The following is a 13,710-nucleotide window of genomic DNA, read 5'->3' on the forward strand; positions in this document are numbered from 1 at the left end:
TTACCCCAGATCCTTGAGCTGGATGGTCAGGCGGTATTCAGCGGAATCCGGATCACGGGCCACTGAAAATCCGATTTTCTGTCCCATAGCCACCATGGGGGCATTGTTGGTCAGCACCAGTCCGGACACCACGGACAAGCCGTATTTTTTCGCACTGATCATGGCCTGTTTGAGCAGCACGCTGCCAATGCCTTTGCCGTGCCAGTCATCGGCCACCACCACGGCAAATTCCCCGGTTTTGCCGTCCGGCATAAAAATGATCCTTGCCACCCCGATGAGTTTGCGGGCCTCCCCGTCACCGGCAAAGGCGCACAATGCAATCTCCCGGTCATAGTCGATCTGGCTGAGACGCGCCAGCATGGGCCGGGAAATTCGTTTCAACGGCGAAAAAAACCGCATGAAAATGGTTTCCGGGGACAGATCGGAAAACAGATCGATCATCTGCTGGGCATCTCCGGGCCGCACCGGGCGCATGAAAATCCGTTCGTTGTCCCGGGTGATGAATTCGGATTCCTGCCACCAGGGATAGGGGCTGATGATCAGATGGGCCGGCGCACACACAGCCGGGGCCGCCACGGTCACCGCAATTTCGGAAATATAAATTTCTCCGTCAGCAATCTGGATGGGGTTGAGCGCCAGGGTCTGTATGGCCGGATAGTCCGTGACCATGCGGCTCACCAGAATCATGGTTTCCTCGAGCACGTCAAGATCCACGCCCGCCACATTGCCCCGGCCCAGCAGCAGCCGGGAAATCCGGGTACTTTTGATGGTCCGTTCGGCCAGCATCCGGTTCAGCGGCGGCAAAGCCACGGCCATATCGGAAAGCACTTCGGTCATGAGCCCGCCGATCCCAAACCGGATCACCGGTCCGAACAGGTCCGTGTATTTCGCCGACAGGTTCAGGGCATAGTCGGGCGCCACCCCGGCGGGCAGCGGTTTGATATGAATATCATAGGCCCCTGCCAGATCCGCTGCTGTTTGGGGCGGCAAATGTGTCTCTCCCCGGGATGCGGCATCATCAATAATCAAAGATGCCGCATCCCGGTCGATCTTCAGGCGTTTGTCCGTGGTATAGGGAATCTGCTGGAGCGCTTCCATGTTCCGGCCGTATTGGTACAGATTGACAAACGCCCGGACCGCCCGTTCGGGTGTGTCATAGGTGACGATGCCGTGCCGGTTGAAGATCTCCCTGGAGTCGTCGATGGTCATCCCCCCCAGCCAGGCGGTAAACACCGGAAACGGGGTGGTCTTTAACAGATCCACCAATGATTTCGCAATGGTGGTGCAGTCATAAATACCCACCGGAGAGCTGAGTAACAGCAGGCCGTCGATCTCCGGGGCCTGAATGCAGGTTTTCACCACTTGTACATACTGCTTCGGGGTGGCGGCCCGGAGCAGGGCAATGGGATTGGCCCGGCTCCAGCCGTCCGACAGCAGGGCATCCAGTTTTTCAATGGTGGCTGAATCCAGGGCTGCCGGTTCCAGGCCATGGCGGACCAGGGCATCTCTGGCCATCTCCCCGATCCCTCTGGCATTGGAAACAATGGCCAGGCGGGACCCTTTGGGCCGCTGCTGCTTGGCCAGAAATTCAGCACAGTCGAACAGGGCTTCAAATTCATTGACCCGCAGAATACCGGCCCGTTTAAACGCCGCATCATACATCTGGTCTTCATCCAGATCCCCCGGCCCACTGATTTTTCCGGATCGTCTGGATTTCAGGGCAATGATGGGTTTGATCCGGGACACGGCCCGGGCCGCACTCATGAACCGGCGCATCCGGGTGACGGATTCCACATACATGACAATGGAATCCACATCCGGCAGGGTTCCCAGATAATCGAGCATATCGGAAAAATTCACATCCAGCTTGGAACCTAAGCTCACAAAATGACTGAACCCCACATTTTCCCGGACCGCCAGATCCAGCACGGAGGTGCATACCGCACCGCTCTGGGACAAAAACGCCATGCGCCCCTGCAACGGGGTCTGGTGCATGAAACTGGCATTTAATCCGATTCCGGTATGAATAAACCCCACGGAATCAGGTCCCAGAATCCGCATGCCCGACCGGCCGGCCATGGCTTTGATCTGCTGGAAAACCGCATTCTGCCGGGGAGTGGGCCATACATCACCCGCCGAAAGTATCACGGCCCCGCCCACTTTTTTGGCCACACAGGTTTCCAGAATTTCCGGCACCTGAAGGATGGGAACCGCCACCACAGCCAGGTCCACATCGGCGGGCAGGTCCCGGACATCCGCACACGCATCAATGCCCATCACCGAGGTTCGACCGGGATTCACAGGCAACACCGTTCCCTTAAATTTCCGGGACCCAAGATTGTGCATCACCGTGGCTCCGACGCTTCCCGGCCGGTCAGTGGCACCGATCACGGCCACGGACCCGGGTTCAAACACCCGGTCTAAATTTTCAATGGTCATGGAATTCTTTGATCGTTATATCGTGAAATCAGCTTTTCTGGATTTCCAGCAGTTCCACTTCAAAAATCAATGTGGATCCCGGCTCGATGACGTTTCTGGCACCCTGATCCCCATAGGCCAGATCCGCCGGAACATACAGCATCCATTTGGCGCCGACTTTCATGAGCTGCAACGCTTCGGTCCAGCCTTTGATCACCCCGTTCACGGGAAATTCAGCCGGTTCATTGCGCTGATAGGAAGAATCAAATTCCCGGCCATTGAGCAAAGATCCCCGGTAATGACATTTTACTTTGTCGCTGAGTTTCGGAGACGACCCCGTACCCGGTGTGATCACTTTATACTGAAGTCCGGATTCCAGGGTTTTTACCCCTTTTTTGGTTTTATTTTCCGCCAGAAACGCTTCACCCGCGACTTTGTTTTCCGCTGCTTTTTTGCTTTGCGCCGCCATCTGCTTTTCCTGGGCCATGGCCTGGAACTCCATCAGGGTTTCCTGCATTTTTTCCGGTGTCATGGATGTCTCTCCTGCCAGGCTGTCTTTCATCCCCTGTAAAAACAGTTCCGGATTGATGTCAAAACTGTCTTTCAACCGATTGGTGATATCATATCCAATGGCATAACTGACCCGGTCATCCGCACTGGCTTTGTGTAATTTGGGTTCCGCTGTTTCTTCACTGGCCCAAACAGAGGCCGGCAGAGCGAACAGGACTGCCGCCAGGATCACAGCCAGATAATGTTTTTTCAATGTCATTTACAAAATTCCTTTTGTTTATAGGGTTTTAAAAAATATATTGATATCAGAAATTGCTTCAAATAACAATGCCCGCCATGACGGGTTGTCGGATGTATAAAGTATTTTTATGGCAGAAACATCCGCAACAAAGGCCGGCCTGCGGCATATCCCTTGGAAAAATGGTGATAAACCGCCGGAATACCGGCAAATTTGAGGCACGGCGCCGTCCATCGGTACAATGCAGCGGCCCCGTATCGGGACACCCCCAGATCCAGGCGCAGGCCGGCCAGGGACCGGTTATACACAGACAATGCCCGCATTTTTTTCTCCAGAGCCTGACAAATGGCGGCTGCGGCGATCCGGCCGGATCTCACTGCAAAATAGATCCCTTCCCCGAAAACCGATTCGGCAAATCCGGCCGCATCCCCGGCCAGCAGGACCCGTCCGCCCCCCGGGCTTCGGAACCCCCGGCCCCCGCCGGTACCGATGGGGTAGCCTGTGATGTCGGACAATGCATCCGTGCCAAAGCAATCCCGGGCAAAGGCGGCCAGGTTCCGGACCGATACCGGGGTGTGATCATGGCTGAATATTCCGATGTTGATATGCGTTTTTTTAGGAAAGACCCAGTAATAACCGGGCAGGTCGCTGAAAAACGCGAATGCCATGACCACCTGATCCGGCCGGCTCACCTGAACATCGGCTTCCAGACCGTGTATTTTCCGGATCCGGTATGGCCGGGCCTGGCGGTTAAGCAATGCCCGGATCCGTGAATTGGCACCATCCGCCCCGATCACATAGGATGCGGTCAATGGTCCTGCGGAGGTGTGAAGGGTCACGGTCTCTTTTTCCTGAACCAGGGCATGGATGCGGTCAACGATTTGAAACCGGGCTCCGGCGGCCAGGGCCTGATTCAGGCAGAACAGATCCAGATCTTTTCGCTGTGTCATATGGCACAGCGGACGGGTCGCTTTAATGGTGAAAAAAGATCCATCCGGCCGGTGTATCACCATCTTGTTACAGGACCGCTCGATCAGCCCAGAAATATCACAGGCGAAACATGCCGCGGCCTTAGGCGTCAGCCCCCCGGCACAGGCTTTTTTCCGGGGAAAGGATTTCCGGTCCAGCAGAAGCACGGAATACCCGGCGGACGCCAGATCAAATCCCGCAGAAGTTCCGGCCGGTCCGGCCCCGGAAATGATCACGTCATAGGTCATAGGATCCCTTTGACGGCCCGCTGTGCACTGGCCAGGGCCCCTTCAAGATATCCGCCGAAATGATCGGATGTTTCCGTGCCGGCAAAACAGACCCGGCCGTCCCAGATATCGGTTCTGCCGGATGGCGGCTCATACACGGGATGGGCATGGACAGCCCGCTGGTCGTACTCCGTGGCGGTGAACGGCTCCATGGCCCAGTCCCTGTAAAAAACCGCTACCGGGTGTTGGGCGTTTTCGCCATACAGAATCTGAAGCTGAAGAAGGATGGCCTGGACCATCTGCTGCCGGTCTCTGCGCTGGGCCGCCGGAATCCCCACAAATCCGGTCAGGCCGAAGGGTTTTCCCGGTCCGTTGGACCCGTCATGCACCTCTCCCAGCGGGCCGTGCTGGCTGAACGCCTGGCCGGACAACCCGATTTTCCGCCAGTCCGCCTGATCGTACAGGGCAAAGAACTTGGCCTGGCCCGCCATCCAGGTGCTGGTCCTGAGCATGGCCTGGGTCAGTTCATGGGACAGATCCGGGGTAAATAAAATCGTGGCCCCGGCCAGGCGGGGCGGTATGGCCAAAATCACCTGATTTGCTCGAAAAACGCTTTGGGGCGGGTCTCCGATTTTTCCCACAAGGACCGCCACATGGTCTGTCATTTTTTCAATGCCGCACACCGGATGGCTCAAGCGCACCACCCCTTCGGGCAAATGTTGATACAGGCCGTTCACCAGCGTGATCATGCCGCCGGATATGCGCCACCCTTCCGGTTCCATGGGATATCCGGGAATGGTTCTGGCATGCCCGTCCACGGCCTGAAACCTGCCGTAGCCGGTTTCATACTGGGGGTATCCGGTCAAACCTAAGTTCCGGACCAGCTGGTCTATTTTAGGATTAATGGCCGGCCAGTACCAGGATGGGCCCAGATCGGGAGAATATCCCTGATACTTTGGACACAGGATTCGGCCGCCCACCCGGTCCCGGGCCTCGAAAATCACAAAGGACCGGTTTGCTTTTGCCAGAAGCGAGGCCGCATATATTCCGCTCAAACCCGCCCCGATGATCAGGGTATCCACTGTTTCAACCGTCATGAGACCGTTGCATATGCCACGGCTTCCTGTGCATGGATCACTGTGGTATCCACCAGTTTTACCAAGGTGTCCTCCTGCTGAATCAGCATCCCGATTTCCGTGCCCCCCAGCAGTCCGATTGTTTTCATATGTTGCTCCGGTTTAAAATATGGATGATCCGCTGTTATACGCCTTTTTTATTCATCATATACGCACAAAACCAAATTTTCAAACATCGATGGTATTTTCACGCTGATCATGACACTAAAAAATTGGACTTTCAAATTTTTCCGTTGAATGATAAAGATATTTTTTTAAAAAATTTGACCCCGGTGCAATATTTCCAAACCATGAAATCCGATACCCTGAAATCCGATCTGCTTCTGCTGCTGGCCGCGTCCATCTGGGGACTGGCATTTGTGGCCCAGCGGGTGGGGATGGAACATGTGGGCCCGTTCACCTTCAACGGGCTCCGGTTTGTGCTGGGGGGTCTGTCTTTGCTGCCGTTTGTGTGGATGTCCAGAAAAAAAATTTATGAAGGCAGTGACAAAGATCTGATAAAATCCGGCATGGTCTCAGGGGTGGTGCTGTTTGCCGGGATCTCTTTTCAACAGGTGGGCATTGTATACACCACAGCCGGCAAAGCCGGGTTCATCACCGGGCTTTATGTGGTAATGGTGCCCATTATCGGCCTGTTTCTGCGGCAGACCCGAACCGGGGCCGGGACCTGGGTGGGGGCTTTGCTGGCCAGCATCGGCATGTACCTGCTCAGCGTCAACCGGGACATGGATATCAATTTCGGGGATATGCTGGTATTTTTTTCCGCCGTCTGTTTTGCCTGTCACATGATTGTGATAGAACGGTTCTGCACCCGGTTCAGCACGGCGGCCCTGTCCCTGGTCCAGTGCGGGGTCTGTTCGGTGCTCAGCTTAAGCGTGGCTTGGATATTTGAAACCTTTGTGCTGGCCGATATCTTGAAAATCACCCTCCCGCTGATCTATGGCGGGGTGTTTTCCGTGGGCGTGGCCTATTCCCTGCAGATTTTCGGGCAGAAAAACAGCCCGGCCTCCCATGCCGCCATTATCCTGTGCCTGGAATCCGTGGTGGCGGCCCTGGGCGGATGGATCATCTTACATGAACTTTTGTCCGGTAGGGCTATTTTCGGGTGTGTGCTCATGCTGACCGGAATGCTTGTCTCCCAGCTGTATGCCATTAAAAAAAACAGCCACACAAACGGATGAAAAATTTTCCAGCACCATCCATGCAGGCTTTTATTCCCCTTCATTGATTTTCCATGGATTGACGATGGGAAGATGACTGGCTGTAAAATCTTTTTCGTTTCTTGTCACCAGCACTAAATTATGGGTATAAGCGATGGCAGCGATCAAACTGTCAAATGAAGACATGGGGTTTCCGGTTTTTTCTGCCATTGCCTGAAGATTTCCCCAATTTTCCACCACCATGAGATCAATGGGATAAATTCTGTTTTGATAGTCCTGAATCAGGGTATTCAGCCAATTTGTCAGCAGCGTTTTCTTTTTTGATTCTCCAAGTTTTGAAATTCCCTTGCGTATTTCGCCTATGGTCACAACACTTAAAAATAACCGATCATCCGGTGTATTTCTCAGCCAGTTGATCACTTTTCCATTGGGAAATGGTTTTACCAGTTCCGATATCACACAGGTGTCCAGTAAAAAATTCACAATTCAAGGCTCCGTGGATACTCTTTCTGTCGTTCGATTTCAAACGCATCATCCATTTTAGGGCAGTTCAGAAGAAATTCCCTGAAAGACTTTTTTTGGGAACGCAACTTCTCATACTCTGCCACAGATACCACCACCACCGCTTTTTTTCCTCTTCGCGTCACAAATTGCGGCCCGATTTTCAACGCACTTTCCACGAGCTGACTAAATTTTGCTTTTGCATCCTGCAGTTTCCATGTTTCCATACAACCTCCTTTCAATTCATACTAGTCAATCTAGTCAGATTGATGGACAAAGTCAATCTTTTTTTAACCAGTAGTCAATGCCCGGTCAACCCTTCCGATTCTGAGATCTCTGTTGACAAAACTTCATGGGCTGTATATATTTTTTTGATATAACCGTGCAGCGTGCGGTGGTGGACTGGGGGAGCCGGGGAGCCGGCTGAGAGGAAACAAACTGCTGTTTCGACCCCTGGAACCTGATCCAGGTCATACTGGCGAAGGAAAGTCGATTCCAATACTTAACTTTCTTTCTTTTTCTGCGGGTTCATCTGCCTGCCCCTTACCCGGCCCGGCCTTTTTTAATTTTAGTCACAAAACCCCAAGGGCGGATGGCATGCTCCAGATCACCGACCTGGCAAAATATTATAATGGACAGCCCGTGTTTTTAGGGCTGGACCTGCAGCTGCCCGCCGGCCGGTTCCAGGTGCTGCTCGGACCATCGGGGTGCGGCAAAACCACCTTGTTCAACACCCTTACCGGTGTGACCCCAGCCGATGAAGGGACCATCACCTGGCAGGGGCAAACCGTGCCCCACTTAGGCAGTCTGTGCGCCTATATGCACCAGAAAGACCTGCTGTTGCCCTGGTTTTCACTGATGGACAATGCATTGCTTCCGGCCCGAACCCGGGGCCGGGACATGGCCGGTGCAAGGGGTCTGGCAGAAAACCTGTTTTCCCGCCTGGGACTGGACGGATATGAATCCCACCGGCCGAACCAGGTATCAGGCGGCATGCGTCAGCGGTGCGCACTGGTGAGAACCCTGATGTTTGACCGGGACCTGATCCTGCTGGACGAACCCTTGTCCGCCCTGGACGCCATCACCCGGCAGCGGTTGCAGCATCTGCTGCTGCTGCTCCAGACCGAATTTGCCAAAACCATTCTCATGATCACCCATGATGTGGACGAGGCGTTGCTGCTGGCAGATGACATTTTTGTGTCCAGTTCCCTGCCCATGACCCTTATCCGGCGAATTCAGCTGAATCAGCCCAAACCCCGGGCATTTGACGACCCTGATCTGCTGCATATCAAAGCGGATATTCTCGCGCATCTGGTGAAAGGAGAAGCCGTATGAACCGATCCGGCCTGACTGCCCTGGGGCTGATCACTTTTTTGCTGGCAGGATGGGAAGGTGCGGTCAGAATATGGACCATCCCGGTATTTATTCTGCCGCCACCATCCCTGATCCTGAAAACCGCTGTGGTCCAGGCCCCGATGATTCTGCCCCATGCCGCAGTCACGGGGACGGAAATCGTTCTGGGCATTGTTCTGGCTTTAACCACGGCCATTCCCCTGGCCATTGCCATGTTTGCCAGACCGGTGCTGGAAAAAGCATTGTCTCCGTTTCTGGTGGCATCCCAGGCCATTCCGGTGTTCGCACTGGCCCCGCTGCTGGTGATCTGGCTGGGATACGGCATGGCCTCCAAGGTCTTCATGGCCTGGATCATCATCTTTTTTCCCATCACTGTAAGCCTGGTCCAGGGATTGAAATCCTGTGATCCGGAATACCGGACCCTGTTTTCACTCATGGGCGCTTCATTTCTGAAAACCCTGACCCTGCTGTACTGGCCCTGGGCATTGCCCCGGTTTTTTGCCGGTCTCCGGGTGGGGGTGTCCGTGGCCACCATCGGCGCGGTGATCGGCGAATGGGTGGGGGCCCAGCAGGGGCTGGGGTTTCTCATGATCCAGTCCAATGCCAGACTCCAGACTCCTTTAGTGTTTGCCGCCATCCTGTGGCTGGCAGCCATGGGAATGGCTTTATGGACCCTGGTGGGAACACTTGAAAAAAAAATCATCACCTGGAACACTTGAAAAAAAGGAAATAACATCATGAAATCATTTTTTATCCATTTTATCTGTCTGTTTTTCATCCTGGCGGCCGCACCTGATTTGTCTGCGGATCAGACGGCCTCCCCGTCCCCTGCAAAACAAACGTTGCGCCTGATGCTGGACTGGTTTCCCAATGTGGATCATCTGCCCGTTTATGTGGCCCGGGAAAAAGGGTATTTTAACGCCCAGGGCGTTTCCGTGGAGATCATTTCCCCGTCGGAAACCGCAGATGCCCTGAAACTGGCCGCCACCGGCAATGTGGACCTGGCTGTATCCTACCAGCCCCAGACCATTATAGCCGCGGACCAGGGTCTGGCCTTAAAAGTGGTGGCGCCCCTGGTCCGGCATCCGTTGACCACGCTTTTGTATCTGGCGGACACAGGTTTTGACCATCCTCAGGATCTGTCCGGCAAAAAAATCGGCTATACCGTGCCCGGGCTCATGGATGTGCTGCTTCACGCCTTTGCATCCATCAACAAGATTGACGATTACACCCCCGTGAATGTGGGATTCACCATTCTGCCGGCCCTGGTATCCGGCCAGGTGGATGCGGTCATGGGGCCGTTCAAGACCTATGAAACCGTGGGTATGGCCCAGCACGGCTACAAAGCCGCATTTTTCGAGCTGGAAAAATGGGGGATCCCGGATTATGAAGAACTGATCTTTGTTTGCAGTCCTGCCATACTGAAAGAAAAACAGGATGCCATCAAAGGATTTGTTCTGGCCATGGAACAGGCATTTGCGCATGTGGCGGCATATCCGGAACAATCTTTGGCCCTGTATCTGGATGCCGTGCCCCAGGCGGACAAAAAAATGGAAACCGACGCCTTTGCGTTGACCCGGCCCTATTTTGCAACCACCCTGGGCCATGATCCGGACAAATGGCAGGCGTTTGCCGATTTCGCCCGGACCCACGGGCTTATTCAGAACCAGGTGGATGCCGCCCGTTTGATTCACACCTGGCAGTAACCAAAAACAATGGAAAATAATGGTGCTGCTGGATTTTTACCGCGAAGGCCACGAAGATGGTATGTGATGAAATTTCGAATCAAATGATAATTGATCGTTTCGTTCTATGATCCTTCGTGCGCTTCGTGCCCTTTGTGGTGTAATAAATCAGTATATGGGACATCATTAAACCATGAAACAAGGAGGAAATATGACCATCACCCCGAAAACCATATTTACCGATGTTCAGGCCATTCGAAAGACCTCTCCGCTGGTGCACAACATCACCAATTTCGTGGTCATGAACAACACGGCCAACGCATTGCTGGCACTGGGGGCTTCCCCGGTGATGGCCCATGCCGAACAGGAAGTGGCGGACATGACCGGCATTGCCGGCGCCCTGGTGATCAACATCGGCACATTGAGCGATCCATGGATTGCGGCCATGTTTCTGGCCGCACAGGCTGCATCCGACAAACAGATTCCCATGGTGCTGGACCCGGTGGGGGCCGGCGCCACGGCCTACCGCACAGACACGGCAAAAAAACTCATGCATCAGTTCAAACCCGGCATCATCCGGGGCAATGGGTCGGAAATCATGGCTTTAGGCAGTCAAAATGCCGTCACCAAGGGCGTGGACAGTGCCAGTGCCGCAGACCTGGCCGTGGATACGGCCAAAGGGCTCAGCCGGGAACACGGCAGTGTCTTGTGCATCACCGGAGAAACCGATTATATCATCAAAACCAATGACGTGATCAAAATCAAAAGCGGTCACGCCATGATGCCCCGGGTCACGGGCTTAGGATGTACGGCCTCGGCCTTGTGCGGGGCGTTTGCCGCGGTCAATGCAAATTTGGTTCAGGCGACGGCCCATGCCATGGCCGTCATGGGGATTGCCGGAGAAATCGCCGGCCGGAACGCAGCCGGCCCCGGCAGCTTTCAGGTGCAGTTTCTGGATGCCCTGTACCGGCTGTCTGAATCCGATATCCAGCAGCATTTCAAGGCGTAATCCCATGCACGGCATATATCTTGTCACCGACCAGACTCTGTGCCTGGGCAGGCCCCTGGCATCCATTGTGGCGGATGCGGTCCGGGCCGGGATCGCCTGTGTACAGCTGCGGGAAAAGACGGCATCCACCCGGAAATTTCTGAATCAGGCCCTGGCCCTGAAGCCGGTTCTTGCATCCGCCGGCATTCCGTTGATCATCAATGACCGGGTGGACATCGCCCTGGCTGCCGGAGCCGACGGGGTGCATCTGGGCCAGAGCGATATGCCGTATGATGCGGCCCGGCGGTTGATGGGATCCAACGCAATCATCGGGTTGTCCGTGGAAACCTGGGCGGATGTGGAAGCGGCCCAGAACCTGGATGTGGCGTATCTGGGGGTCAGCCCGGTCTTTGCCACCCCCACCAAAACCGACACCCGGTCCCCCTGGGGCCTGGACGGTCTGGCCCGGATCCGGGCGTATTCCCGGCATTCTCTGGTGGCCATCGGCGGATTGAATGCAGCCAATGCAAAAGAGATCATCCGGGCCGGGGCCGATGCCGTGGCCGTGGTGTCCGCCATCTGCTCGGCCGAAGATCCCTTTACAGCGGCCCGGAATCTGGTACACTGCTTTGATTCATCCACAGACAAGGAGACCTGACCATGAAAACCTACCATCGGGCACTGACCATTGCCGGATCCGACAGCGGCGGCGGGGCCGGGATCCAGGCGGACCTGAAAACCTTTTCAGCCCTGGGGTGTTTCGGCATGTCGGTCATCACGGCCCTCACGGCCCAGAACACCCGGGAAGTGACCGGGATTTTTCCGGTTCCTTCGGAATTCATCGGACAGCAGATCGATGCCGTGCTTTCGGATATCGGCACAGATGCCGTAAAAATCGGCATGCTTCATTCCCCGGAAGTGATCACTGTTGTGGCCCAACACCTGAAAAAATGGGCTGTCCCCAACCTGGTCCTGGATCCGGTCATGGTGGCCAAAAGCGGCGACAAACTGCTCCAGGACGATGCCGTGACCGCTTTAAAGCAGACCTTGATTCCCCTGGCAAACATCATCACCCCGAACCTGCCGGAAGCATCCGTGCTGCTGGGCCGGCCCGTCATCTCCCGGACCGACATGGACACCGCAGTCCGGGACCTGGCGGATCTGGGATGCCCCCATGTCCTGCTCAAAGGCGGCCACCTGGAAGAGACCGGGAGCCATGATCTGCTGTTTTCAACCGACACCGGCCGGTTGCGTGAGCTGCCCGGAAAACGGTTGTCAACCCCCAATTCCCACGGCACGGGATGTACTTTGTCTTCAGCCATCTGCGCCGGACTGGCCCGGGGCATGGATATGGAAGACGCTGTGGCACAGGCCAAAACCTATATCACCGAAGCACTCACGGCCGGGGCTGATTTTTCCATCGGGCACGGTCACGGGCCGGTGCACCATTTCCACGCGCTCTGGCCTGACCCGTGATGCGCATCAAAAAAACAACTCCTGTGTTGACATGACCCAATGCCTGGTTTTATAAGATGGTATTTGCATTTTGATGAGGTGACATATGATTGCATATTTTGACGGCCGGTTCATGCCAAAAGACGATATTTGCATTCGTCCGGATGACCGGGGGTTTTTGTTCAGCGACAGCCTGTATGAAGTGATCCGGTACTATCCGGGCCGACTGTTCCGGCCGGAGGCCCATATCCGTCGCCTGAATCACGGGGCAAGGCATCTGGCGCTTTCCTGTAAGGACTTTTCTTTTCTGATTCCTGTGGTCCGGGATCTGATTTCCCAAAATCATCTTGAATCCCAGGATGCGCTGGTCTATATCCATGTGACCCGGGGGTGTGCCCCGCGCAATCATCCGTTTCCGGTCCCGGACCCGGAACCCACGCTATATGTGTGTGTGTCCCCATTTGATCCGAGCGCCAGAGAACGTTCAAGACATACGGGTATTCATGCCATCACCGTGCCTGATATCCGGTGGTCCCGGTGTGACATGAAAACCACGGGGTTGACCGCCAATGTGCTGGCCAATCAACAGGCCGCTGAAAACGGGGCGGCTGAAGCCATTTTTGTCCGGGACGGGGTATTGATGGAAGGGACCCACTCCAATTTCATGGCCGTGTTTGACAATATTGTGACCACGGCGCCTCTGTCCAATTATATCCTGGGAGGTATTACCAGAGAAACCGTGCTGGAAATTTGCCAAAAATCAGATATCCTGACGTCAGAATCCCCCATATATGAAAACCGGATTCATCTGGCATCGGAACTGATGATCACCGGAACCACCACGGAAGTCACCCCCATTGTGGCGCTCAACGGCCGGCCCGTGGGAAACGGCAAGCCCGGTCCGACAGCCAGAGCGCTTCAGGCCGCCTATGCAGATCTCACTTCCCTTTGATGCTTTGATGTTGACTTATCCATCTGTCTCTTTTATATATAACAGGCATTGGAAAATATCCGAATTTCTCAGGATCGACTTTCAGCCCACAGCCTGTCGGCCGGTCTTGTAAATTTAA

15 protein-coding genes and 1 riboswitch are annotated in these 13,710 nt (G+C 54.9%); of the genes, 8 read left to right on the forward strand and 7 right to left on the reverse strand.

Features of this window, described 5'->3' with window-relative positions:
* The 5 genes from DPO_RS17790 to DPO_RS26495 form a co-directional block, all read right to left on the reverse strand.
* Complete coding sequence (locus DPO_RS17790) at nt 1-2,439, reverse strand: bifunctional acetate--CoA ligase family protein/GNAT family N-acetyltransferase (protein ID WP_006967662.1); 2,439 nt, start codon at nt 2,437-2,439, stop codon at nt 1-3.
* Between the two features lie 28 nt (nt 2,440-2,467).
* Complete coding sequence (locus tag DPO_RS17795; RefSeq protein ID WP_006967663.1) at nt 2,468-3,187, reverse strand: FKBP-type peptidyl-prolyl cis-trans isomerase N-terminal domain-containing protein; 720 nt, start codon at nt 3,185-3,187, stop codon at nt 2,468-2,470.
* Nucleotides 3,188-3,294: 107 nt separating this feature from the next.
* On the reverse strand, nt 3,295-4,383 hold the full coding sequence (locus tag DPO_RS17800; protein ID WP_006967664.1) for a geranylgeranyl reductase family protein: 1,089 nt from the start codon (nt 4,381-4,383) through the stop codon (nt 3,295-3,297).
* Nucleotides 4,380-5,459: a flavin monoamine oxidase family protein gene (locus tag DPO_RS17805; protein ID WP_006967665.1), complete on the reverse strand. Its 1,080-nt coding sequence runs from the start codon at nt 5,457-5,459 to the stop codon at nt 4,380-4,382. Before DPO_RS17805 ends, DPO_RS17800 begins: the two co-directional genes overlap by 4 nt.
* Nucleotides 5,456-5,587 (reverse strand): hypothetical protein, encoded by a 132-nt coding sequence (locus tag DPO_RS26495; protein WP_006967666.1) that lies wholly within the window; start codon nt 5,585-5,587, stop codon nt 5,456-5,458. Before DPO_RS26495 ends, DPO_RS17805 begins: the two co-directional genes overlap by 4 nt.
* Before the next feature lie 201 nt (nt 5,588-5,788).
* Between DPO_RS26495 and DPO_RS17810 the strand changes: the two genes are divergently transcribed.
* On the forward strand, nt 5,789-6,679 hold the full coding sequence (locus DPO_RS17810; RefSeq protein ID WP_201765639.1) for a DMT family transporter: 891 nt from the start codon (nt 5,789-5,791) through the stop codon (nt 6,677-6,679).
* Nucleotides 6,680-6,709: 30 nt separating this feature from the next.
* On the opposite strand, the gene DPO_RS17815 is transcribed toward DPO_RS17810, so the two are convergent.
* Both DPO_RS17815 and DPO_RS17820 read right to left on the reverse strand, forming a co-directional pair.
* Nucleotides 6,710-7,141 (reverse strand): type II toxin-antitoxin system VapC family toxin, encoded by a 432-nt coding sequence (locus DPO_RS17815; RefSeq protein ID WP_006967668.1) that lies wholly within the window; start codon nt 7,139-7,141, stop codon nt 6,710-6,712.
* Nucleotides 7,138-7,386, reverse strand: a complete 249-nt coding sequence (locus DPO_RS17820; RefSeq protein WP_006967669.1) for a type II toxin-antitoxin system prevent-host-death family antitoxin — start codon at nt 7,384-7,386, stop codon at nt 7,138-7,140. The genes DPO_RS17815 and DPO_RS17820 overlap by 4 nt, the downstream gene beginning before the upstream one ends.
* A 167-nt stretch (nt 7,387-7,553) precedes the next feature.
* Nucleotides 7,554-7,663: riboswitch (TPP riboswitch) on the forward strand.
* A 93-nt stretch (nt 7,664-7,756) separates the two neighbouring features.
* Here DPO_RS17820 and DPO_RS17825 point away from each other — a divergent pair.
* From DPO_RS17825 to DPO_RS17855, 7 genes are all read left to right on the forward strand, one after another.
* Nucleotides 7,757-8,494, forward strand: coding sequence for an ABC transporter ATP-binding protein (locus tag DPO_RS17825; protein ID WP_006967670.1), 738 nt, complete (start codon nt 7,757-7,759; stop codon nt 8,492-8,494).
* The gene (locus DPO_RS17830; RefSeq protein ID WP_006967671.1) at nt 8,491-9,231 is read left to right on the forward strand and encodes an ABC transporter permease; all 741 of its coding nucleotides are present in this window, start codon (nt 8,491-8,493) and stop codon (nt 9,229-9,231) included. Before DPO_RS17825 ends, DPO_RS17830 begins: the two co-directional genes overlap by 4 nt.
* 18 nt (nt 9,232-9,249) lie before the next feature.
* The gene (locus DPO_RS17835; protein WP_006967678.1) at nt 9,250-10,218 is read left to right on the forward strand and encodes an ABC transporter substrate-binding protein; all 969 of its coding nucleotides are present in this window, start codon (nt 9,250-9,252) and stop codon (nt 10,216-10,218) included.
* A 190-nt stretch (nt 10,219-10,408) separates the two neighbouring features.
* Entirely contained in the window at nt 10,409-11,206 is a 798-nt protein-coding gene (gene thiM, locus DPO_RS17840; protein WP_006967679.1) for a hydroxyethylthiazole kinase, read from the forward strand.
* A 4-nt stretch (nt 11,207-11,210) separates the two neighbouring features.
* A complete protein-coding gene (gene thiE, locus DPO_RS17845) occupies nt 11,211-11,843 on the forward strand; it encodes a thiamine phosphate synthase (RefSeq protein WP_006967680.1) in 633 nt (210 codons plus the stop codon).
* Nucleotides 11,844-11,845: 2 nt separating this feature from the next.
* Nucleotides 11,846-12,661, forward strand: coding sequence for a bifunctional hydroxymethylpyrimidine kinase/phosphomethylpyrimidine kinase (gene thiD / locus DPO_RS17850; RefSeq protein ID WP_006967681.1), 816 nt, complete (start codon nt 11,846-11,848; stop codon nt 12,659-12,661).
* A gap of 85 nt (nt 12,662-12,746) precedes the next feature.
* Entirely contained in the window at nt 12,747-13,592 is an 846-nt protein-coding gene (locus DPO_RS17855) for an aminotransferase class IV (protein ID WP_006967682.1), read from the forward strand.
* Nucleotides 13,593-13,710 lie beyond the last annotated feature (118 nt).

Origin of the sequence: Desulfotignum phosphitoxidans DSM 13687 (genome assembly GCF_000350545.1) — a bacterium.
Classification (GTDB): Bacteria; Desulfobacterota; Desulfobacteria; order Desulfobacterales; family Desulfobacteraceae; genus Desulfotignum; species Desulfotignum phosphitoxidans.

Excerpts from the sequence above, each read along its gene's own strand:
- DPO_RS17790 (WP_006967662.1), bottom strand. The coding sequence starts at position 2,439 with ATGACCATTGAAAATTTAGACCGGGTGTTTGAACCCGGGTCCGTGGCC.
- DPO_RS17795 (WP_006967663.1), bottom strand. The coding sequence starts at position 3,187 with ATGACATTGAAAAAACATTATCTGGCTGTGATCCTGGCGGCAGTCCTG.
- DPO_RS17800 (WP_006967664.1), bottom strand. The coding sequence starts at position 4,383 with ATGACCTATGACGTGATCATTTCCGGGGCCGGACCGGCCGGAACTTCT.
- DPO_RS17805 (WP_006967665.1), bottom strand. The coding sequence starts at position 5,459 with ATGACGGTTGAAACAGTGGATACCCTGATCATCGGGGCGGGTTTGAGC.
- DPO_RS26495 (WP_006967666.1), bottom strand. The coding sequence starts at position 5,587 with ATGAAAACAATCGGACTGCTGGGGGGCACGGAAATCGGGATGCTGATT.
- DPO_RS17810 (WP_201765639.1), top strand. The coding sequence starts at position 5,789 with ATGAAATCCGATACCCTGAAATCCGATCTGCTTCTGCTGCTGGCCGCG.
- DPO_RS17820 (WP_006967669.1), bottom strand. The coding sequence starts at position 7,386 with ATGGAAACATGGAAACTGCAGGATGCAAAAGCAAAATTTAGTCAGCTC.
- DPO_RS17825 (WP_006967670.1), top strand. The coding sequence starts at position 7,757 with ATGCTCCAGATCACCGACCTGGCAAAATATTATAATGGACAGCCCGTG.
- DPO_RS17830 (WP_006967671.1), top strand. The coding sequence starts at position 8,491 with ATGAACCGATCCGGCCTGACTGCCCTGGGGCTGATCACTTTTTTGCTG.
- DPO_RS17835 (WP_006967678.1), top strand. The coding sequence starts at position 9,250 with ATGAAATCATTTTTTATCCATTTTATCTGTCTGTTTTTCATCCTGGCG.
- thiM (WP_006967679.1), top strand. The coding sequence starts at position 10,409 with ATGACCATCACCCCGAAAACCATATTTACCGATGTTCAGGCCATTCGA.
- thiE (WP_006967680.1), top strand. The coding sequence starts at position 11,211 with ATGCACGGCATATATCTTGTCACCGACCAGACTCTGTGCCTGGGCAGG.
- thiD (WP_006967681.1), top strand. The coding sequence starts at position 11,846 with ATGAAAACCTACCATCGGGCACTGACCATTGCCGGATCCGACAGCGGC.
- DPO_RS17855 (WP_006967682.1), top strand. The coding sequence starts at position 12,747 with ATGATTGCATATTTTGACGGCCGGTTCATGCCAAAAGACGATATTTGC.